This is a genomic window from Paenisporosarcina sp., from assembly GCF_049671445.1.
Lineage (GTDB): Bacteria > Bacillota > Bacilli > Bacillales_A > Planococcaceae > Paenisporosarcina.
The window spans coordinates 1-21,186 of sequence record NZ_JBATUX010000108.1; the positions used below are offsets into that span (position 1 = coordinate 1).

The following is a 21,186-nucleotide window of genomic DNA, read 5'->3' on the forward strand; positions in this document are numbered from 1 at the left end:
CTCAAGATGAGATTTCCCATTACGCAAGTAAGTAAGATCCCTCAAAGACGATGAGGTAGATAGGTTCGAGGTGGAAGCGCGGCGACGTGTGCAGCTGACGAATACTAATCGATCGAGGACTTAACCATAAATTTTGAATGGCTTTCAATGGCCCGTTTATCCAGTTTTGAGTGAACAAACACTCAATAAGTCTAGTGATAATGGCAAAGAGGTCACACCCGTTCCCATACCGAACACGGAAGTTAAGCTTTTTAGCGCCGATGGTAGTTGGGGGTCTCCCCCTGCAAGAGTAGGACGTCGCTAGGCAATTAAGAAGCCGGTACCGAAAGGTACTGGTTTTTTTGTATTTATTTTTTCGTTTTAGTCGAAGGTGTGTGAGAAAGAGGAGGAACAAAGAGTTCGAGGAAACAAGGGGGCGAGTCTCGGAGCGTATTTCATACGCGAGAAACGAGAAGCCCGCAGGTGACGAAGAAATCTGCCGTTCATCGTCTTTCGCAGCCCGAACAAGGAAGTTAAGCTCGTGCGCCGATGGTAGTTGGGGGTCTCCCCCTGCAAGAGTAAGACGTCGCTAGGCAAATAGAAACCGGTACCTGTTAAAAGGTATCGGTATTTTTGTGTGGTTTTTTATTGATTCAAAGATGCAACACAATATGAATTGACTGTATTTAGAGGGATCGCCAAAATATTATTCAGATTGTTGTATAATAAAGTCATATTGAAGGTGCGAGGGATTAGTAAATGGATAAAAGGCCAATTGTCGAAGCGATGCAACAGTTTTATGAAAACCAAAATATATCGTTTCATGTGCCAGGTCATAAGCATGGAGCATTATCAGAATTGCCTCGAGCGTTTATAGATGTGATGAAGTTTGATTATACTGAGCTCAGTGGACTCGATGATTATCATCACCCTGAAGGTATTATAGAAGAAGCCCAAGTATTACTAGCGAAAACTTACAGTGCCCAACATAGTTATTTCCTTGTAAATGGTTCTACCGTTGGAAATTTAGCGATGGTGTATGCTACATGTAGCGAGGGGGACCAAGTGTTGGTTCAACGAAATGCTCATAAATCAGTTTTTCATGCGTTAGAATTAGTTGGCGCGCATCCGATATTCTTAACGCCAGAATGGGATGAAGTGACACATACTGCTACACATATCAGCTTGGCAACGGTGACAGCTGCAATTGAACAATATTCTGATGTCAAAGCAATTATATTAACTCATCCAACTTATTATGGGGTTACCAATCCAACTATGTGTGACGTGATTCGTGTAGCACATTCATATGGGATTCCTGTACTTGTCGATGAAGCCCATGGTGCACATTTTATCGGCTCCGCGGAGTTTCCGATGTCTGCGCTTGAAATGGGTGCGGATGTAGTTGTGCAATCTGCGCACAAAACGTTGCCAGCAATGACAATGGGTTCGTATTTACATATTCAATCAAACCTAGTTTCGAAGGATAAAGTGAACCGTTATTTAAGGATGCTTCAATCCAGCAGTCCGTCATATATATTACTGGCATCACTCGATGATGCGAGACATTATATTGAAACATATTCGCGAGAGGATCTTCAGTTATTTCTCAAAACTCGTAAGCAGTTTGTAGATGGTTTAAGAACGATTAAATCTCTTGAAGTAATTGAAGTAGATGATCCATTGAAATTGCTATTAAGAGTGTCTAAATACACTGGCTATAGTTTGCAGAAGGAGATGGAGCACGAAGGTGTGTACGTGGAGCTAGCGGACCCTGTGCAAGTTCTATTGATACTCCCATTGTTAAAGGCGAGACACAAGTTTCCTTTTGCTGAAATACGAATGAAAATTAAATTAGCTGTAGAAAAATGCTTAAAGCTTCAAAGGGACAAAGTAGAGATAGATTACTCCCATGAATTACATGCCATTTCAACTTTAGCTGTTTCCTACCATGATTTACAGAACAAAGAAGATGAATATATTTTATATACAAAAGCTGCTGGACGCATTTGTGTGGGAATGGTTATTCCCTATCCACCGGGAATCCCATTATTCGTTCGTGGAGAACAAATTACAACGAATAAATTGAAAATGCTTGCGGATTATTTAGCAAGTGGAGCAATGATTCAAGGTGAGCATGATTTGGGCAGAAAACACTTGCTCGTTTTGAAGGAGGAAAAAAGATGAATAACCAAGGATTTTTTATTACGATTGAAGGACCAGAAGGCGCGGGAAAGACTACTGTTATGAGTGATGTGGTCGCACAATTGACGTCTGAAGGATATGAAATTGTCTCAACACGTGAGCCCGGTGGTATTCGGATATCAGAACATATACGTGAAGTAATTTTAAATAATACGTATACCGAAATGGATGGTCGTACTGAAGCTCTTTTATATGCTGCAGCCAGACGTCAACATTTAGTTGAGAAGATTGCTCCAGCATTGAAGGATAATAAAATCGTATTATGTGATCGTTTTATTGATGCTTCACTTGCTTATCAAGGATATGCACGCGGACTAGGAATTGATGAAGTACTTTCGATTAATGAATTTGCTATCGGGAAATTAATGCCGAATCTGACGTTATTATTTGATCTGGAGCCATCAATCGGTCTAAATAGAATCGCTCAGCATGATGCAAGGGAAAAGAATCGTCTAGACGCGGAGAGTTTAGCATTTCATGAATCGGTTAGGAAGGGTTATCAAGAGGTAGTAAAGCGTTACCCAAGTCGCATTCACGTAATTGATGCATCGAAATCTCAAAAAGAAGTAACGGATAATGTTCTGAAGGTTCTGAGAAATTCTCTTGATTCATGCATGAAATGATCCTTCTTTTCATGTTATAATAGTAGGAAGAACTTCCGGAAAAGGGGTCGAGCTGATGAAGCTTATCGTGGCTGTTGTTCAAGATCAAGATAGTAGCCGTTTATCGAGTGCACTGACAAAAAGTGATTTTCGTGCTACTAAATTAGCAAGTACTGGTGGGTTTTTACGTTCAGGAAACACAACGTTTTTGATAGGTACAGAAGATGAATTAGTATCTAATGCGCTTGATTTAATTCGCGATAATTGTCGTTCTCGTGAGCAAATGGTAGCTCCTGTATCGCCAATGGGAGGAAATGCGGATTCATATATTCCTTATCCAGTTGAAGTTGAAGTCGGTGGCGCAACAGTGTTCGTGCTTCCGATCGAACAGTTCCATCATTTTTAACAGATTTAATATGAAATAATTTTAGCCATACACGAAAATCCCGTGTCTCCCGGATACCTGGAGCACGGTTTTTTTTTGAAAGAAAGGGTGAGCAACGAAATGAATGCAAACCTCAAGGATGTTAGTAAGTTACAACCTGTTGTTATGAAGCAATTACAAACGGTTTATCAAAAAAACCGAGTTGCTCACGCATATCTTTTTGAAGGTGCAAAAGGTACGGGTAAAGTTGCAGTAATGAGATCTTTTGTGAAGTTATTATTATGCGAACAACCGACTCAAAATGTTTCATGTGAAACATGTCGAGGGTGTAGGAGATTTGAGTCTGGCAATCATCCGAACTTTATTCAAATTGAGCCAGACGGTCAAGACATTAAAAAAGATCAAATGTTACAACTAATTTTTGAAATGAATAAAACGGCCCTAGAAGCGGGTCGTAAAATATATGTGCTATACCGGGCCGACCGATTAAATGCTTCGGCTGCAAATACTTTATTGAAGTTTTTAGAAGAACCTGAAGGATTGGTCACAGCTATATTATTAACGGAGAAAGCACATGCGATTTTACCAACCATACGATCGCGTAGTCAAATTATTACTTTTCCTTCCATTCCTTATGAAGAACGAGTTAAAGTAATGATAGATGAAGGTCTTACGGCATCGATGGCGGCAACTGTTTCTATGGTAACTAATGATTTGGATGAATCTTTATTACTGGCAAAAGATGAGCAATTTGCACAGGTTCGAAAAACAGTGTTAAAATTGGTAGAGGCAGTCGAAACTAATGTACATGAAGCGATGCTAACGGTACATGAGGATTGGTTACCTTTGTTAAAAGAAAAAGAAGAAACAGAACAGGCATTGGATTTACTTTTATTCGCATACCGCGATTTAGTAGCAGTAAAGGCTAATAGTAATGCAACATATACGTATCCGGATTTCTTGCCCTTTTATCAACAACGTGCTCTTCATATATCTTTTGAGCACTTGTCAAATAAAATCGAGGCCATATTAAAAGCGAAGCAACAATTGCATCGTAATATGAATCGGACGCTGTTAATGGAGCAGTTAATGCTGAATTTGCAGGGGGGATATTCGTTTGTATAATGTGGTAGGTGTCCGCTTCAAAAAAGCGGGTAAAATATATTATTTTGATCCGACTGATTTTCCTTTGGAAAAAGATCAGTATGTTATTGTAGAGACAGCAAGAGGAATAGAGTATGGCAAGGTCGTAGTAGCTATTAAACAAGTTGAAGAGCATGATGTGGTTTTACCACTCAAACAAGTCGTGCGTCCCGCTGATGAACGAGATCGTCATCAAGTGAAAGAGAATCAACTTGAATCCCAGCATGCTTTTGAGCTTGGAACAGAAAAGATTGTTGAACACACGTTAGACATGAAGCTGGTAGATGTGGAATATACGTTTGATCGCAACAAAATCATCTTTTATTTTACAGCTGAGGGACGAGTAGATTTCCGCGATTTAGTTAAAGATTTAGCTTCAGTTTTTAGAACACGAATCGAGCTTCGTCAGATTGGTGTAAGAGATGAAGCGAAAATGCTTGGCGGAATTGGTCCTTGCGGACGTATGTTGTGTTGTTCTACATTTTTAGGCGATTTTGAACCAGTTTCAATTAAAATGGCGAAGGATCAAAATTTGTCTCTAAATCCTTCGAAAATCTCAGGTTTATGTGGACGATTAATGTGCTGTCTTAAATACGAAAATGATGAGTATGAAACAGCAAAAGAATTAATGCCTGACATGGGTGCACGTATTTTAACACCTGAAGGTAAAGGCAAAGTAGTAGGAATAAACTTGTTAGAACGTGTGATGCAAGTGGAATTAGCTGAGCAACAACGTGTGCTTGATTATACATTAGAAGAAATTCAACAATATGCAGCAACTCAAGTGTAGTGTAATGGACTGAACAATGAGGTGATTTATGTGAAAGATCGTAATTTTTTGGATACGGTCATGGAATTTGAACAGCAACTAGAATCATTGCAAGGACAGTTCCATGCACTTAAAGAATTCGTAGCTTTTATGATGGAGGAACATCAGTCTTTGCAACAAGAGAACTTTCTACTTCGCCAGCGGTTAGATGAAATTCATGCCGCCGAAGAAGAAGTTTTAAAACAGTCCGAACTGAATGCGAAAAAATTAAGCCGTCTTGATATTGGCGAAGGTTATGATAATTTAGCACGACTATATCAAGAAGGTTTCCATGTGTGCCATGTACATTTTGGAAGCTCACGAAAAGGCGAAGATTGCTTATTTTGCCTTGCCTTTTTAAATAAACAAAACGGGTGATGAAAGACTGATTCCACTGTACGTAAGTGGATGTCGGTCTTTTGTTGCGCTGATGGAAAAAATCAAATATCAAGATAAGAAAAGACATCAGCTTACACCTATGAGGGTGTAAGCTGTGTTTTTCTAGTGTCGGAGGGTAGACAAATGGACTTACAAGACGATGAGCGATTGGACTATTTGCTTGCAGAGGAGCTTCGTATCATTCAAAGTCCTTCGGTTTTTTCTTTTTCACTCGATGCGGTATTGCTTGCTAAGTTTACATATGTACCGATAAAAAAAGGAGCTATCGTGGATTTGTGTTCTGGAAACGGGGTCATCCCGTTATTTTTAAGTGCTCGAACACAGGCGAAAATTATTGGCGTTGAATTGCAACAACGATTAGCTGATATGGCAACTCGAAGTGTGGACTACAATGAATTGCAAGATCAAATTACCATTCTCGAAGGCGATGTTAAAACAATTCCAACACATTTGGGATTTGAAAAATTTGATGTGGTTACCTGTAATCCACCTTATTTCCCTGCTCATGAAGCAAGTAATAAAAATTTAAAAGAACATTTAGCCATTGCTAGGCATGAACTACATTTAACTTTAGATGAAGCGGTTCTATCAGCGAGTCAATTACTGAAGCAGGGTGGAAAAGCAGCATTTGTCCATCGTCCAGGTCGGTTGTTAGATATTGTGACGGCGATGAGAGCCAATCGATTGGAGCCTAAACGTATTCGTTTCGTGTACCCTAAAGAAGGGAAAGAAGCGAATACGTTGTTAATAGAAGGTATTAAAGATGGCAAACCTGATTTAAAGATCCTGCCTCCTTTGTATGTTTATGATGAACATGGGGAATACACAGAAGAAGTGCGAGAGATGTTATATGGAAAGAACTAATGAACATACTTTCTATGTGTTGGAATGTGTAGACGGTTCTTATTATGCTGGCTACACCAATGATTTGAACAACCGTGTGAGTGTTCATAATAGTGGCAAAGGGGCGAAGTATACGAGAGCTAAACGTCCGGTTTCTTGTATATATCAAGAAGTTCATGAAACGAAACAACTCGCAATGAAAGCAGAATATGCCTTTAAACAGTTACCGAAGAATAAAAAAATAGAGTATATAAGAAATGGATTGAGGGGTGAACAATAATGCAGACACAAAAAAGTTTTTCAGGACAATTTCCAACCGGAATCTTGTACTTAGTCGCTACTCCAATCGGTAATTTAGAGGATATGACTGTTCGTGCCATTCGGATGATGAAAGAAGCCGATTACATAGCAGCTGAAGACACCCGAAATACGAAAAAACTGTGTAATTACTTTGAAATTAATACACCGCTCATTAGTTACCATGAACATAATTTAGAGTATGGTGGAGAGAAGCTTCTTGAGCTACTTCGAGCTGGAAAGAATGTTGCTCTTGTTAGCGATGCGGGCTTACCTTGTATTTCTGATCCAGGCGCAGATATTGTAGCTAAAGCTGTGGCAGAAAATTTATCTGTTGTACCAATTCCTGGGGCTAATGCTGCGTTGAGTGCATTGATTTCATCAGGTCTTTCGACATTGGCATTTACTTTTCACGGCTTCTTGCCGAGACAAAAAAAGGACCGAAAAGCTGCACTCGAAGCCATTCAATATCATAAAGAAACCATGATTTTTTACGAAGCACCTCATCGATTAAAGGATACATTGCGAGATGCGCAACAAATTCTTGGGTCTTCTAGAAAAGTAGTGATGGCACGAGAAGTGACGAAAAAGTTTGAGGAATTTGTAAGAGGAACTTTGGAAGAAGCTGTTATATGGGCGGAAAACGAAGAAATCCGAGGCGAATTTGTCTTAGTATTTGCTGGTTCTAGTGAAGAAAATCCACTGGATAGTGAAAAATGGTGGATGGATTTATCGATTATTGATCATGTTGATCAAGTAATCGAAAAACGATCACTAACATCTAAAGAAGCAATTAAAGTGGTTGCTGTCGAGCGAGATTTACCAAAAAGAGATGTTTATCAAGAATATCATATTCAAGATTAAAAAAATCCGGAGTGACAAATAGTCGCTCCGGATTTTGAAATTATTTATTTTGGTTTGATTGAATTTCTTTTACTAACAAATCTGCGCCTTCTGGGCTTAAGATTAGTTTTCCGCCAACTAAACGGAAGTTATCATCTGAAACTTCACCAGTAACAGCACAAGTCATGTTTGGTAAATATTTTTTTAAGATGATTTTATCTTCATCAACATAGATTTCTAATGCATCTTTTTCTGCAATTCCTAAAGTACGGCGAAGTTCTATTGGAATAACAACGCGACCTAATTCATCAACTTTACGTACTATACCTGTAGATTTCATATTAGCACTCCTCTCGAATTATAAAGCTAATTCGTCAAATTTCGACATTTATTGCTGTCTGTTAATTATCATACCAAGTACTGCCATAAACGTCAATAATTATTCCTGCCAATTCAAAGTAATATTTGTTAAATTTATGATATTAGATAGATATTTTATAACATATTTGATAATGAGAATAAATTTATGTCTATTGGATGGCAAAAAATGAATAAAATTAGGTTTAAATTGACAGGAATATTATTCGACATTTTTCGCTAACCTTCTAGCATTGAAACAAAAGAAGGACTCAGATAGAATAGAATTACTACTTTATAGGAACGAAAGGGCGAATCTACGTGATCAACGAAAACAAATCATTTTATATTACGACTCCAATTTATTACCCAAGTGGAAAATTCCATATTGGAACTGCTTATACAACTGTAGCTTCTGATGCTATTGCTCGTTACAAGCGATTACGTGGATTTGATGTTCATTTCTTAACAGGAATGGACGAGCATGGTCAAAAAATTCAAGAAAAAGCTCAAGAAGCGGGGAAAGATCCGCAGTCCTATGTAGATGAAATCGCAGAAGCATCTAAAAAAGTATGGGAATTAATGGACATTTCATATGACGATTTTATTCGAACTACTGAACAACGTCATAAAGAGGGTGTCGAGAAGATTTTTCAACTGTTTTTAGAAAACGGTGATATTTATAAAGGAGAATACGAAGGGTGGTATTGTACACCTTGTGAATCGTATTTCACAGAAAGCCAATTAGAAGATGGGAACTGTCCAGATTGTGGACGTCCAGTAAATAAAGTCAAAGAGGAATCGTATTTCTTCAATATGAAGAAGTATGCAGACCGCTTAGTGAAATATTATGATGAGCACGTCGAATTCATAGAGCCTGAATCCAGAAAAAATGAAATGATTAATAACTTTATTAAACCTGGATTAGAAGATTTATCTGTGTCACGTACTTCATTTGATTGGGGAATTAGAGTACCAGGCGATGCAAAACACGTTATCTACGTGTGGGTAGATGCATTATCGAATTACATTACAGCACTAGGGTATAAATCTGATGATGAGTCGTTATTTAATAAATACTGGCCAGCAGATGTACATGTTGTTGGGAAAGACATTGTACGTTTCCATACGATTTACTGGCCTATTTTCTTAATGGCCTTGAACTTGCCTTTACCGAAAAAAGTGTTCGCACATGGCTTTATTATGATGAAAGACGGTAAAATGTCGAAGTCTAAAGGTAATGTTGTCACACCGGAATTACTGGTTGATCGTTACGGCCTAGATGCTACTCGCTATTTCTTACTGCGTGAGCTGCCATTTGGTGCAGATGGAGTCTTTTCACCTGAATCATTTGTAGAACGTACGAACTTTGACTTAGCAAATGACTTAGGCAATTTATTGAACCGTACTGTTTCAATGATGAATAAGTATTTTGATGGTGTCATTCCGACAGAACATAATGAACCAACAGAATTTGATGCGGTACTACACGACCATGCAAGAGAAGTGAAAGCAAAGTATGAAACAAATATGGAAAAAATGCAGTTTAGTATCGTCTTAAGCGATTTATGGTCTCTAGTTTCACGTACTAATAAATATATTGACGAAACGCAACCATGGGTCCTAGCAAAAGAACAATCGGACAAGCCAAAACTTGGCTCGGTTATGTGGAATTTAGCTGAGAGCCTTCGTCAAATAGCCATTTACTTACAACCATTTATGACAAATTCACCGAAACAAATTGCAGAGCAACTTGGTTTATCTGCTGAAGAATTGACGTGGGAGTCTTTAGAAAATACTTCAAGTATTGCTACTGGAACAAAAGTAATTGAAAAAGGTATTCCAATTTTCCCAAGACTAGAAGTGGAAACTGAAATTACTTACATTCAAGAACAGATGCGTGGCTCTGTAAAAAAAGAAGAACCTGAATTAGTAATAGAAGAGGCACCTGAAGTACCAGAAATTACGATTGATCAATTTTTAAATGTAGATTTACGAGTAGCTACCGTTACAGCATGCGAAGCTATGCCGAAAGCAGATAAATTGCTAAAACTACAAGTCGATTTAGGTTACGAACAGCGTCAAGTTGTATCAGGTATAGCAAAAAGTTATAAACCTGAGGAACTGGTTGGACAAAAAGTAATTGTCGTGGCTAACTTAAAACCAGTAAAACTTCGTGGAGAGTTATCTCAAGGGATGATTCTTGCTGGAGAAAAAGATGGATACTTAACTCTTGCTACAGTTGATGAAAAGCTTGAAAATGGAGCGAAAGTAAAATAAGTATCTTCTAATAAGCCTGTTTAGCCTTCGCTAAGCGGGCTTATTTCTTGTATTAAAGAATTAGAACATGCTATTCTATAGGGCAATTGTATGAAAAAGAGTAAAATTATTGAGATATAATTACTGATTTTAGGGAAATTGAACCGATTTATGTGTAAAAAAACATGACTTTGTCATCAAATTGTTACAACACTGAGATGTCAGAAAACTATTTAATATTTAAAATAGAGTATGTGAGGCGGATGATTATGTATATAGATACACATGTTCACTTAAATGCAGATCAATACGATGAAGATTTAGAAGAAGTGATTAAGAGAGCTCTAGATGCAAAAGTAGGGCATATGGTAGTTGTTGGATTTGATCGTAAAACGATAAAAAAAGCTATTTCATTAGCTGAACAATATGAATTTATTTATGCTGTTGTTGGTTGGCATCCTGTTGATGCAATTGATTGTACAGATGAAGATTTACTTTGGATTGAAGAGTTAGCTGCGCATCCGAAAGTCGTAGCGATTGGAGAAACTGGACTAGATTATCATTGGGATAAATCTCCGCATGATGTACAACAAGAGTTATTTAGGAAACAAATTCGATTGGCACAAAAAGTTGACTTACCTATTGTCATCCACAATCGAGATGCTACGGAAGATGTTGTCCGTATTTTGCAAGAGGAACATGCTGAGAAAACAGGTGGCGTCATGCATTGTTATGGAGGCAGTGTCGAGACCGCAAAAATATGCATTGATTTAAATTTCATGATTTCACTGGGTGGTCCTGTAACATTTAAGAATGCGAAAAAACCTAAAGAAGTGGCTACTGAAATTCCGTTAGATTACTTAATGATCGAAACAGATGCTCCATATTTAGCACCTCATCCATTACGGGGAAAACGCAATGAACCGGCTTTAGTGGTGTTAGTTGCGGAAGAAATTGCTCGATTGAAAAATATCTCTATTGAGGAAGTAGCGAAAGCAACAACTCAAAATGCTATAAAATTTTACAATATTCCTGTTTAAAATGTGGGGTGATATCCAATACTTGGATAGTGATTCTTCAATCAACCAGAATATTTAGATTAGTTTCGAATGGTTGACAGTCATTTTTGAAATCTATATAATCACACGAGTGATAAGGAGGCGTTTTTCATGTCAAATAATTCCATGAAAAACCTGTTTACATCATTGAGGAAGAAACAAACAGGAATTGCTATAATTGCAGTTATCTTGTTCATTTCAGTTATATCAGCCGTTCTTTTCGTTGGAACGAAAAATACTGTCGCGTTGACGGTTAATGGTAAACAACAAGAAATTCGTACCCATGCAGATACAGTCGGAGATTTATTAATTGAACAAAATGTTCAAGTTTCCGATGCTGATTTAGTATTACCCTCAGTGAACACGTCGATAAAAAATGGTATTTCAGTCGAGTGGGAACAGGCAAAAAAAATTACGATTACAGTTGATGGGAAACAACAAACCATCCACACGACTGCTGATCAAGTTAGTGAAGTCTTAAAAGAAGCAAACATAAAAGTTTCTGAGCATGATAAGTTATCACCTGAGCTAAATGCAAAGGTCGGATCTGATTCTAACATTGCGATTGAAAAAGCGTTCCAAGTTACGCTAATAGATGGTGTGAAGGAAAAGAAAATTTGGTCCACTTCGACTACGGTCGCTGACTTTTTAAAACAACAAGAGATTAAAGTGAAAAAACTTGATCGTGTAGAACAAAAAATGGAAGATGTATTGATTCCAAACGATGTTATACAAGTCGTTCGCGTAGAAAAAGTCACCGATGTAGTGGAAGCAAAAAAAAATTTTGCTGTGGAAACACGTAAAGATAAAGGTTTGTTAAAAGGTAATGAAAAAGTTGTGCAAGAAGGTAAAAAAGGTTTGACTAAAAGTACCTATGAAATTACTACTGAGAATGGCAAAGCTGTTTCTCGCGTTTTAAAGAGTGAGAAAGTAGTGAGTGCTCCCACTAAGAAAGTTATAGCAGTGGGAACGAAAGTAGTAACGGCTAGCGTTTCACGAGGGACAACAAGTTCAAATAAAGCAACTACTGCTAAAACGACTACTGCTAAAGCAACTACTGCTAAAGCAACTACTACTAAAACGACTACTGCTTCTGCTTCTCCATCTCCATCAGAAGGGAAAGAGTTTTATGTATCCGCTACAGCATATACGGCTTTCTGTAATGGTTGTTCAGGAATTACTGCCACAGGTATTAATCTTCGCGCAAATCCAGGATTAAAAGTAATTGCGGTAGACCCGAGTGTAATCCCTCTTGGTTCTAAGGTTTGGGTAGAAGGCTACGGATATGCAATTGCAGGCGATACTGGTGGAGCTATTAAAGGAATGAAAATTGACTTGTTTATGCCGAATAAGGATCAAGCATTTGGATTTGGTCGCAAACAAGTTAAGATTAAAATCTTGAACTAATTTAAATTTAAGCTTTCCCTTGTTTAGGGAAGGCTTTTTGTCATTACAATAGTATTAAGCAATTAAAGTCACTGAACGAGCTAGATTAGGCTTTTCCGCTTTTCTGTGTCTAGCTTCGCAGGTCAGCAGCACCTAAGCTTCAGGATTTCATGCGAAAGCGAGCTTTCGAATCAATCCTTCCAGCGCCGGTGTCGCGCTTTCATGGCCTTCTCAGCTTTTCTGTGTCTAGCTCCGAAGCCTAGATCGCACCTCCGCTTCAGAAAGTCATTCGAAAATAAATTTTCGATTCCTTTCTTCCACCGTCGGAGTCGAGCTAGATTAGGCTTCTCCGCTTTTCTGTGTATACATAAGGTCTTGGCGCAAGTAGAATAGTTAAAGAACCATTTAGAAAAGAGGCATTGAATCGTGTTTATTGAAGAAGTTATAGTGGTGGAAGGAAAAGATGATACGACAGCTATTAAACGTGCTGTTCGAGCAGATACTATCGAAACAAATGGATCTGCCATTTCGGCAGAAACTATTCGTCGAATCCAGCATGCTCAGAACAAAAGAGGCGTTATCGTATTTACGGATCCTGATTACCCTGGACGACGGATTCGTGCCATTATTGAGGAACAAGTACAAGGTGTGAAGCACGCATTTTTATCAAAAGAAAAAACCATTGCAAAAAATGGCAAAGGTTTAGGTATTGAACATGCGGCGGATGAAGATATACGTTTAGCTTTGCAAAATGTCTACACACCTAGAAATACATTAAATCAGACTGAAGAAATCCCACTTCATATATTGATGAAATCACAATTGATTGGTCATCCGGATGCTAAATTGCGACGTAATCGACTCGGTGAATTATTACAAATTGGCTATACTAATGGCAAGCAACTTCAAAAAAGATTATCAATGTTCCAAATTGGAATCGAACAATTTGAAAAAGCCTTAGCACAACTGGACCAGGAGGACTTAAATGAGTAAAGATATTGCAACTCCCAAACGCACTCAAGAAATATTAAAAAAATACGGATTTTCATTTAAAAAGAGTTTAGGACAAAACTTTTTAATTGATCCGAATGTTCTTCATAACATTGTAAGCCATGCAGATTTAACTAAAGAATCAGCAGCTATTGAAATAGGACCTGGAATTGGTGCGTTAACGGAGCATTTAGCTCGTACAGCGGGTCATGTTGTAGCTTTTGAAATCGATCAACGTCTACTTCCTGTTTTAGAAGATACACTGTCTCCATATGATAACGTAGACATCATCCATTCTGACGTATTAAAAGCCAATGTATCGGACATGATGAAAGAGAAATTGGCTGGTTACCAAGATGTTATGGTCGTTGCTAACTTACCGTATTATGTAACAACTCCAATTTTAATAAAATTATTAATGGAGAAACTTCCGATTCGCGGAATGATTGTGATGATGCAAAAAGAAGTAGCAGATCGGATTACAGCAAAACCTAGTACGAAAGCTTATGGTTCATTGTCGATTGCCATTCAATACTATATGAAGGCAGAAATTGCTATGACAGTTCCTAAATCAGTGTTCATTCCTCAACCAAACGTTGATTCTGCAGTTATTAAACTTACTCGTTATGATACGCCACCAGTTTCTGTTTTGGATGAAGATTTTCTATTCTTCATTTCTCGTTCTTCCTTTGCTCAACGCAGAAAAACAATCATAAACAATCTTCAATCTCAATTGCCGCACGGGAAAGAGAAGAAAGAATTGATTTTAGCAGCACTAGCAGAAGCAAATATTGATCCAACTCGTCGAGGCGAAACTTTATCGATTCAAGAGTTTGGAAAATTAGCGAATTTACTGCTTCCGAATTTCAAAGAAACATCTGACTTGTAACAAAAATATCACAATTAATTATAAAAAAGACAAATTAGTTGTGCGAAATTTATTGACAAGAGGTTTGCTTCATTGTTAAAATGTTTAATTCGGTTGACAAATATTTTCGTTTATGGTATCCTTATATTTAAGTGAGGTGTAAGCGAAATGCCAAAAACTTTAGCAGATATTAAGAAGTCTTTAGATTGTCATTTGGGTAAACGTTTGCAATTGAAAGCAAACGGTGGTCGTAAGAAAACGATTGAACGAGCAGGCGTTTTACGTGAAACGTATCATGCAGTGTTCGTAGTGGATCTTGATCAGGACGAGAACGCTTTTGAGCGTGTGTCTTACAGCTACACAGATATTTTAACTGAAGCAGTAGAAATTACAATTGTTGACGGAATGCAAGAACTTGTAGTCGTCAAATAATCTTACGTATTATTGAACTTATTTTATTTTATTAAAACACTCATGGATTTTATTATCCGTGAGTGTTTTTTTGTTTTTAGTACATACTACTTTTGTCAGTCCTCATGAGGAGGAAATACATGGCACGTAATCGTGTAATGTCCAATCATCTAAAAGAGGAAATTGCGAAAGAACTTGGATTTTACGAAGTCGTTGAGCGTGACGGTTGGGGAGGCATAACATCTCGTGATGCTGGTAATATGGTAAAACGAGCGGTTGAAATGGCACAAACCGGATTAATGAACGGGCAAAATCACTACAAGAAATAGTAACAATCTCTTCTGCGACGAGTAATCGCAAGTGAAAATTCATATGGGACTGACAGGGCGGAGAAATCCGCCTTTTATTGCGTTCATTTCTTCAGACTTTTCATCATCATAAGCTGTGGTAAAATAGGGAACAGCTATAAAGAGATAAAGGAGGCATTTTTATGCTTTATGTGAAAGCGCCCGCAAAAATCAATCTAACACTGGATGTCCTACACAAAAGACCGGATGGATATCATGAAGTCGAAATGATCATGACGACGGTAGATTTAGCAGATCGTATTGGATTGGAACCACGTACAGATGGTCAAATACGCATCATTTCAGCAGATCGCTATGTACCAGACGATCACCGAAACTTAGCCTACCAAGCTGCAAAGTTATTAAGAGATACATACAGAGTTAAAGAAGGCGTAACCATTACATTAGAGAAAAAAATTCCTGTCGCTGCTGGACTTGCTGGCGGAAGTAGTGATGCAGCTGCGACCTTAAAAGGATTAAATTATTTGTGGGATTTAAAGTTAACGGCAGATCAATTAGCTGAACATGGCGCTAAAATTGGTTCGGATGTGTCATTTTGTGTTTATGGTGGAACGGCACTGGCAACAGGTAGAGGGGAACATATTCAAGAATTACCTGCACCACCAAACTGTTGGATTATTTTAGCTAAACCCTCAATCGGAGTATCAACAGCGGATGTTTATGGAGGCTTAAAAATGAATGAAGTCGTTCATCCAAAGACGCAAGATATGATTCGTGCCATTCATGAAAAAAATTATGAATTAATGTGCGAGGCGATGGGGAATGCTTTAGAGTCGGTAACTTTAAAGTTGCATCCTGAAGTATCAATGATTAAAGAACAAATGATGAAATTCGGAGCAGATGCAGTGTTAATGAGCGGAAGTGGTCCTACGGTATTTGGGATTGTGCAGCATGAATCGAGAGTAAATCGAATCTATAATGGCCTACGTGGTTTTTGTGATGAAGTTTATGCAGTAAGATTGTTGGGAGAACGGGATTCACTTGCCTAAAACCGTATATTTGTTTAAACTTACGTATAAATCATTCGTGTTTAGGAGTGTGACCGATGAAGTGGAAACGCAGTGAGCGTCTCGTTGATATGACCCATTATTTATTAGACCATCCCCAGCAGTTAATACCCTTAACTTTGTTTGCGGATATGTATCAGTCGGCTAAATCTTCAATAAGTGAAGACTTAACGATTGTAAAAGAAACATTTGAAGAAAAAGGAATTGGATTATTAGTGACTGTTCCCGGAGCAGCGGGCGGTGTTAAGTATATGCCTAAAATGCGAGATGAAGCCGTCCGAGAATTGATTCAAGATTTGATGGAAGAGCTTGGTCACTCAGATCGCTTGTTACCTGGCGGATATTTATATATGACCGATTTGCTTGGCAACCCGGAAATGATGAATCGTGTAGGAAAAGTGTTTGCTTCTGCGTTTGCAAAAGAACCGATTGATGTCATCATGACGGTGGCAACTAAAGGTATTTCGATAGCACATGCTATTGCGCGTCACCTTAATGTGCCGGTGGTAGTGGTAAGACGTGATAGCAAAGTAACTGAAGGGTCCACTGTTAGCATTAATTATGTGTCGGGTTCTTCACGTCGTATTCAAACGATGGTATTGTCTAAGCGCAGTATGAAGAGTGGTCAACGCGTACTTATTACAGATGACTTTATGAAAGTCGGGGGCACGATGAATGGCATGAAAAATTTACTTGAAGAATTTAATTGTCAATTAGCAGGCGTTGCGGTGTTAGTAGAAACAGAACACGCTGACGAACAATTAATTGATAATTATCTTTCACTTGTAAAATTGCATGAAGTAAATGAAAAAGAACGCACAATTGCTTTAACAGAAGGTAATTATTTTTCGAAGGGTGGAAAAGAACAATGAAAGCAGTTTCGACAACTAAAGCTCCAGCAGCGATTGGACCTTACGTCCAAGGTATGATTTTAAATGGCATGTTTTATAGTTCTGGTCAAATTCCATTAACAGCTGAAGGTAATATGGTGGAAGGTTCAATAACAGAACAAACACATCAAGTATTTGCGAACTTGAAAGCTGTACTAGAAGAAGCGGGATCTTCACTCCAACAAGTTGTAAAGACAACGGTATTTATTAAAGATATGAACGACTTTGTTGCTTTTAATGAAATATATGGTCAACATTTTGGCGATCATAAACCTGCACGTTCGACTGTAGAAGTTGCACGTCTACCAAAAGATGCGCAAGTCGAAATTGAAGTCATAGCTGTAATTGCATAAATTAAGTTAAACCATAGAGAAATCCTCTATGGTTTTTTTATTTATATTTTTAATTTTTAAAATATTCTCTTAAAAAAGAAGGAAAAATATGATAAATGTAGAATATAGTTGTCAGAGTCTGTAAATCATCTATGAAGAAAGGTGGGTAAAGGAATGGAAGTAACTGATGTTAGATTACGTCGAGTACAAACCGATGGACGCATGCGTGCCATTGCTTCCATCACACTAGACAGCGAGTTCGTCGTACATGATATCCGTGTCATTGACGGCAACGCAGGCCTATTTGTGGCAATGCCAAGTAAACGAACGCCAGATGGAGAATTTCGAGATATCGCACATCCGATTAATACCGGTACGCGTACGAAAATTCAAGAGGCCGTTTTACTTGCATACCATCAGTCTAGCGAAGAAGACGTTATTGCATATGAAGAAGCTGGCGCTTAATAGAGTAATAGAAAAAATTAAGAGACTTGTCATAATCCATGATAGGTTTCTTTTTTATTGGAAAAAGCATGCGATTTAAGAGTGACGCTTTAAGACCAATTTCTATAATTTAATCAAAAAGCACATTGTTACTCGCCAATCCGACACAGGTGTTGTATAAGTTAAAGTAGAAACATATTCTAATAAAAAAGAAGGTGTGCCGAGTGAACTTTTTAACCAAATTTAGTTTGAAAAATGCAGCGGCGGTATTCATTATTTCATTTTTACTTATTGTGCTTGGTCTTTATTCCTTTAGTCGTTTGAAAATTGATTTGTTACCAAACATTGAATTTCCTCAATTGTCGGTACAAGTGGTGTATCCGGGTGCATCGCCAGAAGACGTAGACAATCTTGTCATCACACCGATTGAAGAAAAGTTGGAAGGTATTGAAGGAGCTACTGAAATTCAGAGCGTTTCCTATGAAACAATTGGCATCATTAATTTGCAGTTTCCTTTTGATACAGATTTAGATCGCGCCGAACAACAAACTGAATCGGCTATCCGTGGACTTGAATTACCAGAAGGTGCCGAAACGGGAATTAGCCGTTTATCATTTGGTTCATTTCCCATCTTCAATATTTCACTATTTGGTAAAAACCAAGATAATATTGAAGAACTGTTGAATAAAGAAGTCATTCCAGAGTTAAGTAAAATTCCAGGCATTAATTCGGTGTCTGTAGGTGGTTTGCAAGAAGAACTTTTACAAATCACTGTCAATCAAGAAAAGGCAGCTGAAGCGGGACTTTCTCTCGGTGAAATAAAAGAACAAATTGATCAACAAATCTTTTCGTTCCCAGCTGGAACCGTCAATGATAATGATATTAATATTCCAGTACGCGTAGAAGAAAAGCTCGAGTCGATTGAAAAGTTACAATCCCTTAGACTGACGTCTTCATTTAATCCACAAGCACCACCAGTAGAGCTACAAGATATCGCTACAATCGAAGAGGTATCTAAACAAAGCGAAATCACGCGTTATAACCAAGAAGAAGCTTTGTCGATGGCAGTAACGAAAAAACAAGATGCAAATACAGTAGAAGTAGCAAATCGAGTGATCGAAGTATTAGATCAATACGATGACCGTCTTGACTATGCAGTTGGTTTTGATTCTGCAGAAGGAATTGAAAAATCAGTAGAAACCTTAGTAAAAGAAGGGTTACTCGGCGCTTTATTTGCTTCACTTGCCGTGTTGATTTTCTTACGTAATTTCCGTGCAACGATTATTGCGATTATATCTATTCCATTATCGTTGCTGATTGCAGCTATTTTCTTAGCTCAACTCGATATAAGTTTGAACATCATGACACTTGGTGGGATGGCCGTTGCAGTCGGTCGAGTTGTCGACGATAGTATTGTGGTGATAGAAAATATCTTCCGTCGTTTGCGAAAATCAAATGAACCAATGTCGAATGAATTAGTAGCGTCATCTACTAAAGAAATATTACGTGCGATCACATCATCAACCTTGACCACGATTGTCGTGTTCTTACCAATTGGTTTCGTTAGTGGCATTACTGGTGAATTTTTCTTACCTTTTGCTTTAACTGTCATTTTCTCGCTAGCTGCTTCGTTGCTTGTGGCGATAACCATTGTACCGATTTTAGCGAGGTTTGCTTTTAAGAAAGTGAAACAAGAAGAAAAAGAAGATGCTTTGCAACGCTTCTATGAACGCGTTATTTTATGGTCACTAAACCGCAAAGCGATTATTTTGGTATTGTCTGTATTGCTCCTTGGTGGCTCATTTGCGCTTGTTCCAGGGTTAGGCTTCACATTCATTCCAAATGAAGAAACAAAGCTCGTCCAAGCAAGTGTAGAGCTTCCTCCGTCTACATCACTTGAACGGACAAATGAAGTATCCCTAGAAGTGGAAAAACTATTAGCCACATCAGAAGAAATTAAAGATGTCACAACCGCAGTTGGTTCTCGTGATTTTGCAACAGGTATTAAACTTGAAAACCGAGCGGGATATATTTTAACGTTAAATGAAAATGTGGATGTTACTGATTTTGTGGAGTCATTAGAGGAAGATGTGGGAAGTGTTGTTAATGACATTGCTCCAGACTCAACCATTTCAGTATCAGAGCTTTCAACTGGAGGACCGCCAACGAATAATAATGTCTCTGTTGATTTATTCGCAAGCGACTTAGAAGCACTCTCTAAAGCAGCTTCCGATGTAGAAGCTTATATGAATACAGTGGATTCATTAAAATATGTTTCGAATAATTTCTCGGAAAAACAGAAACAATTAGTCATTCAAATTGATTCGAATAAAGCGGATGAATTAGGAGTATCTGGCTTCCAAGTACTTGGGACTATTTCCGATCAGACAAAGCCGGTTTCGGTAGGAAACTTAAAGCTTGATGACATTGATCGGTCTGTTCAATTATCGTATGACGAATCATTAAGCAGTATTGACGAAATTCGCACACTACCTATTTTCACTGCTAGAGGACCTGTCGAAGTGCAAGACATTGCTACAATTGAAGAAATTGATTCAGTTACAGCCATTCAAAAACTAGATGGAAAAGTATTTGCTCGGATCGAAGCACAAATCGATGCAGAGAACATTCAAAAAGTTTCAGCCGAAGTAGAAGAAGGCGTTAAAGCGAATGTTGACTTGCCGGAAGGGGTAAGTTTAGCAAGTGGTGGAGGGAGTGATGATACAGTTGAGATTTTCCAACAACTCGGACTCGCCATTGCAAGTGCGATTGGACTCGTGTACTTAACAATGCTCATTACCTTCGGGCAAGCGCGCATTCCATTCATCATCTTGTCTTCTCTCATTTTCGTGCCAATAGGTGCGTTAATCGGATTAGTAATTGCACGTGAACCATTGTCTGTGAGCGTAATGATTGGGTTCTTGATGTTAATTGGTATTGTTACAACCAATGCGATCGTTTTGGTTGACCGTATTAACCAAAATAGAAATGACAAAGGAATGCTCATTCGCGAAGCACTTGTCGAAGCTGGGAAAACACGATTACGACCAATTTTAATGACTGCTTTTGCGACAATTGCGGCGCTTATTCCATTGGCATTAACGACTTCATCAGGCACGTTAATTTCAAAAGGATTAGCAGTAACGGTAATTGGTGGTTTAACTTCATCTACCTTACTAACATTGGTAATTATTCCTGTAATGTATGAGCTTTTTTATGTTCGCCAGGTAAAACGTGAAAAACATTTGAATTAACAAGAGAAGGACTTCCACCATTTGGGTGAGAAGTCCTTTTTCTGTGTCTAGCTCCAAG

At 38.2% G+C, this 21,186-nt stretch carries 22 protein-coding genes and 2 rRNA genes; 23 read left to right on the forward strand and 1 reads right to left on the reverse strand.

The annotated features are described in order from the left end of the window. From WBG45_RS12950 to rsmI, 11 genes are all read left to right on the forward strand, one after another. Positions 1-128, forward strand: a 23S ribosomal RNA gene (locus tag WBG45_RS12950); the annotation flags it as partial. 62 nt (positions 129-190) lie between these two features. Then, positions 191-306 (forward strand): 5S ribosomal RNA (gene rrf / locus WBG45_RS12955). Between the two features lie 432 nt (positions 307-738). Further along, a complete protein-coding gene (locus WBG45_RS12960; RefSeq protein ID WP_424415176.1) occupies positions 739-2,166 on the forward strand; it encodes an aminotransferase class I/II-fold pyridoxal phosphate-dependent enzyme in 1,428 nt (475 codons plus the stop codon). Continuing rightward, positions 2,163-2,807 (forward strand): dTMP kinase, encoded by a 645-nt coding sequence (gene tmk, locus WBG45_RS12965; RefSeq protein ID WP_424415178.1) that lies wholly within the window; start codon positions 2,163-2,165, stop codon positions 2,805-2,807. The genes WBG45_RS12960 and tmk overlap by 4 nt, the downstream gene beginning before the upstream one ends. A gap of 55 nt (positions 2,808-2,862) precedes the next feature. Further along, on the forward strand, positions 2,863-3,192 hold the full coding sequence (locus tag WBG45_RS12970; RefSeq protein ID WP_024536320.1) for a cyclic-di-AMP receptor: 330 nt from the start codon (positions 2,863-2,865) through the stop codon (positions 3,190-3,192). Between the two features lie 99 nt (positions 3,193-3,291). Then, positions 3,292-4,296: a DNA polymerase III subunit delta' gene (holB, locus tag WBG45_RS12975; RefSeq protein WP_424415180.1), complete on the forward strand. Its 1,005-nt coding sequence runs from the start codon at positions 3,292-3,294 to the stop codon at positions 4,294-4,296. After that, entirely contained in the window at positions 4,289-5,104 is an 816-nt protein-coding gene (locus WBG45_RS12980; protein ID WP_424415181.1) for a PSP1 domain-containing protein, read from the forward strand. The genes holB and WBG45_RS12980 overlap by 8 nt, the downstream gene beginning before the upstream one ends. Before the next feature lie 30 nt (positions 5,105-5,134). Further along, entirely contained in the window at positions 5,135-5,500 is a 366-nt protein-coding gene (yabA, locus tag WBG45_RS12985) for a DNA replication initiation control protein YabA (protein WP_024536323.1), read from the forward strand. A gap of 144 nt (positions 5,501-5,644) precedes the next feature. After that, the gene (locus WBG45_RS12990) at positions 5,645-6,385 is read left to right on the forward strand and encodes a tRNA1(Val) (adenine(37)-N6)-methyltransferase (protein WP_424415182.1); all 741 of its coding nucleotides are present in this window, start codon (positions 5,645-5,647) and stop codon (positions 6,383-6,385) included. Further along, positions 6,372-6,644, forward strand: a complete 273-nt coding sequence (locus WBG45_RS12995) for a GIY-YIG nuclease family protein (RefSeq protein ID WP_424415184.1) — start codon at positions 6,372-6,374, stop codon at positions 6,642-6,644. The genes WBG45_RS12990 and WBG45_RS12995 overlap by 14 nt, the downstream gene beginning before the upstream one ends. Then, entirely contained in the window at positions 6,644-7,525 is an 882-nt protein-coding gene (gene rsmI / locus WBG45_RS13000) for a 16S rRNA (cytidine(1402)-2'-O)-methyltransferase (RefSeq protein WP_424415186.1), read from the forward strand. Before WBG45_RS12995 ends, rsmI begins: the two co-directional genes overlap by 1 nt. A gap of 40 nt (positions 7,526-7,565) precedes the next feature. Here the strand turns inward: rsmI and WBG45_RS13005 are convergent, their stop codons facing one another. Continuing rightward, a complete protein-coding gene (locus WBG45_RS13005) occupies positions 7,566-7,844 on the reverse strand; it encodes an AbrB/MazE/SpoVT family DNA-binding domain-containing protein (protein WP_024536327.1) in 279 nt (92 codons plus the stop codon). Positions 7,845-8,185: 341 nt separating this feature from the next. Between WBG45_RS13005 and metG the strand changes: the two genes are divergently transcribed. From metG to WBG45_RS13065, 12 genes are all read left to right on the forward strand, one after another. Next, positions 8,186-10,141 carry a methionine--tRNA ligase gene (gene metG, locus WBG45_RS13010; protein ID WP_424415254.1) on the forward strand — a complete coding sequence of 652 codons (1,956 nt, stop codon included), beginning with the start codon at positions 8,186-8,188 and terminating at the stop codon, positions 10,139-10,141. A 248-nt stretch (positions 10,142-10,389) separates the two neighbouring features. Further along, positions 10,390-11,160 carry a TatD family hydrolase gene (locus WBG45_RS13015; protein WP_424415188.1) on the forward strand — a complete coding sequence of 257 codons (771 nt, stop codon included), beginning with the start codon at positions 10,390-10,392 and terminating at the stop codon, positions 11,158-11,160. A gap of 129 nt (positions 11,161-11,289) precedes the next feature. Next, on the forward strand, positions 11,290-12,585 hold the full coding sequence (locus WBG45_RS13020; protein WP_424415190.1) for a ubiquitin-like domain-containing protein: 1,296 nt from the start codon (positions 11,290-11,292) through the stop codon (positions 12,583-12,585). A gap of 405 nt (positions 12,586-12,990) precedes the next feature. Further along, positions 12,991-13,557 (forward strand): ribonuclease M5, encoded by a 567-nt coding sequence (gene rnmV / locus WBG45_RS13025; RefSeq protein WP_424415192.1) that lies wholly within the window; start codon positions 12,991-12,993, stop codon positions 13,555-13,557. After that, a complete protein-coding gene (gene rsmA, locus WBG45_RS13030) occupies positions 13,550-14,443 on the forward strand; it encodes a 16S rRNA (adenine(1518)-N(6)/adenine(1519)-N(6))-dimethyltransferase RsmA (protein ID WP_424415194.1) in 894 nt (297 codons plus the stop codon). Before rnmV ends, rsmA begins: the two co-directional genes overlap by 8 nt. 147 nt (positions 14,444-14,590) lie before the next feature. After that, positions 14,591-14,854, forward strand: a complete 264-nt coding sequence (gene veg, locus WBG45_RS13035; RefSeq protein WP_016429962.1) for a biofilm formation stimulator Veg — start codon at positions 14,591-14,593, stop codon at positions 14,852-14,854. Positions 14,855-14,973: 119 nt separating this feature from the next. Next, positions 14,974-15,162 (forward strand): small, acid-soluble spore protein, alpha/beta type, encoded by a 189-nt coding sequence (locus WBG45_RS13040; protein ID WP_108587506.1) that lies wholly within the window; start codon positions 14,974-14,976, stop codon positions 15,160-15,162. Between the two features lie 161 nt (positions 15,163-15,323). Next, the gene (gene ispE, locus WBG45_RS13045; RefSeq protein WP_424415197.1) at positions 15,324-16,190 is read left to right on the forward strand and encodes a 4-(cytidine 5'-diphospho)-2-C-methyl-D-erythritol kinase; all 867 of its coding nucleotides are present in this window, start codon (positions 15,324-15,326) and stop codon (positions 16,188-16,190) included. Between the two features lie 56 nt (positions 16,191-16,246). Further along, positions 16,247-17,080: a pur operon repressor gene (purR, locus tag WBG45_RS13050; RefSeq protein ID WP_024536335.1), complete on the forward strand. Its 834-nt coding sequence runs from the start codon at positions 16,247-16,249 to the stop codon at positions 17,078-17,080. After that, positions 17,077-17,451: a RidA family protein gene (locus WBG45_RS13055; protein WP_424415199.1), complete on the forward strand. Its 375-nt coding sequence runs from the start codon at positions 17,077-17,079 to the stop codon at positions 17,449-17,451. The genes purR and WBG45_RS13055 overlap by 4 nt, the downstream gene beginning before the upstream one ends. 153 nt (positions 17,452-17,604) lie before the next feature. Then, a complete protein-coding gene (spoVG, locus tag WBG45_RS13060; protein ID WP_424415201.1) occupies positions 17,605-17,895 on the forward strand; it encodes a septation regulator SpoVG in 291 nt (96 codons plus the stop codon). 203 nt (positions 17,896-18,098) lie between these two features. After that, positions 18,099-21,128 (forward strand): efflux RND transporter permease subunit, encoded by a 3,030-nt coding sequence (locus tag WBG45_RS13065; protein WP_424415203.1) that lies wholly within the window; start codon positions 18,099-18,101, stop codon positions 21,126-21,128. Positions 21,129-21,186: the final 58 nt, after the last annotated feature.

Bases quoted from the DNA above. Each gene is read 5' to 3' on its own strand.
- WBG45_RS12960 (WP_424415176.1), top strand. From the start codon at position 739: ATGGATAAAAGGCCAATTGTCGAAGCGATGCAACAGTTTTATGAAAAC.
- tmk (WP_424415178.1), top strand. From the start codon at position 2,163: ATGAATAACCAAGGATTTTTTATTACGATTGAAGGACCAGAAGGCGCG.
- WBG45_RS12970 (WP_024536320.1), top strand. From the start codon at position 2,863: ATGAAGCTTATCGTGGCTGTTGTTCAAGATCAAGATAGTAGCCGTTTA.
- holB (WP_424415180.1), top strand. From the start codon at position 3,292: ATGAATGCAAACCTCAAGGATGTTAGTAAGTTACAACCTGTTGTTATG.
- WBG45_RS12990 (WP_424415182.1), top strand. From the start codon at position 5,645: ATGGACTTACAAGACGATGAGCGATTGGACTATTTGCTTGCAGAGGAG.
- WBG45_RS12995 (WP_424415184.1), top strand. From the start codon at position 6,372: ATGGAAAGAACTAATGAACATACTTTCTATGTGTTGGAATGTGTAGAC.
- rsmI (WP_424415186.1), top strand. From the start codon at position 6,644: ATGCAGACACAAAAAAGTTTTTCAGGACAATTTCCAACCGGAATCTTG.
- WBG45_RS13005 (WP_024536327.1), bottom strand. From the start codon at position 7,844: ATGAAATCTACAGGTATAGTACGTAAAGTTGATGAATTAGGTCGCGTT.
- WBG45_RS13015 (WP_424415188.1), top strand. From the start codon at position 10,390: ATGTATATAGATACACATGTTCACTTAAATGCAGATCAATACGATGAA.
- WBG45_RS13020 (WP_424415190.1), top strand. From the start codon at position 11,290: ATGTCAAATAATTCCATGAAAAACCTGTTTACATCATTGAGGAAGAAA.
- rsmA (WP_424415194.1), top strand. From the start codon at position 13,550: ATGAGTAAAGATATTGCAACTCCCAAACGCACTCAAGAAATATTAAAA.
- veg (WP_016429962.1), top strand. From the start codon at position 14,591: ATGCCAAAAACTTTAGCAGATATTAAGAAGTCTTTAGATTGTCATTTG.
- WBG45_RS13040 (WP_108587506.1), top strand. From the start codon at position 14,974: ATGGCACGTAATCGTGTAATGTCCAATCATCTAAAAGAGGAAATTGCG.
- ispE (WP_424415197.1), top strand. From the start codon at position 15,324: ATGCTTTATGTGAAAGCGCCCGCAAAAATCAATCTAACACTGGATGTC.
- purR (WP_024536335.1), top strand. From the start codon at position 16,247: ATGAAGTGGAAACGCAGTGAGCGTCTCGTTGATATGACCCATTATTTA.
- WBG45_RS13055 (WP_424415199.1), top strand. From the start codon at position 17,077: ATGAAAGCAGTTTCGACAACTAAAGCTCCAGCAGCGATTGGACCTTAC.
- spoVG (WP_424415201.1), top strand. From the start codon at position 17,605: ATGGAAGTAACTGATGTTAGATTACGTCGAGTACAAACCGATGGACGC.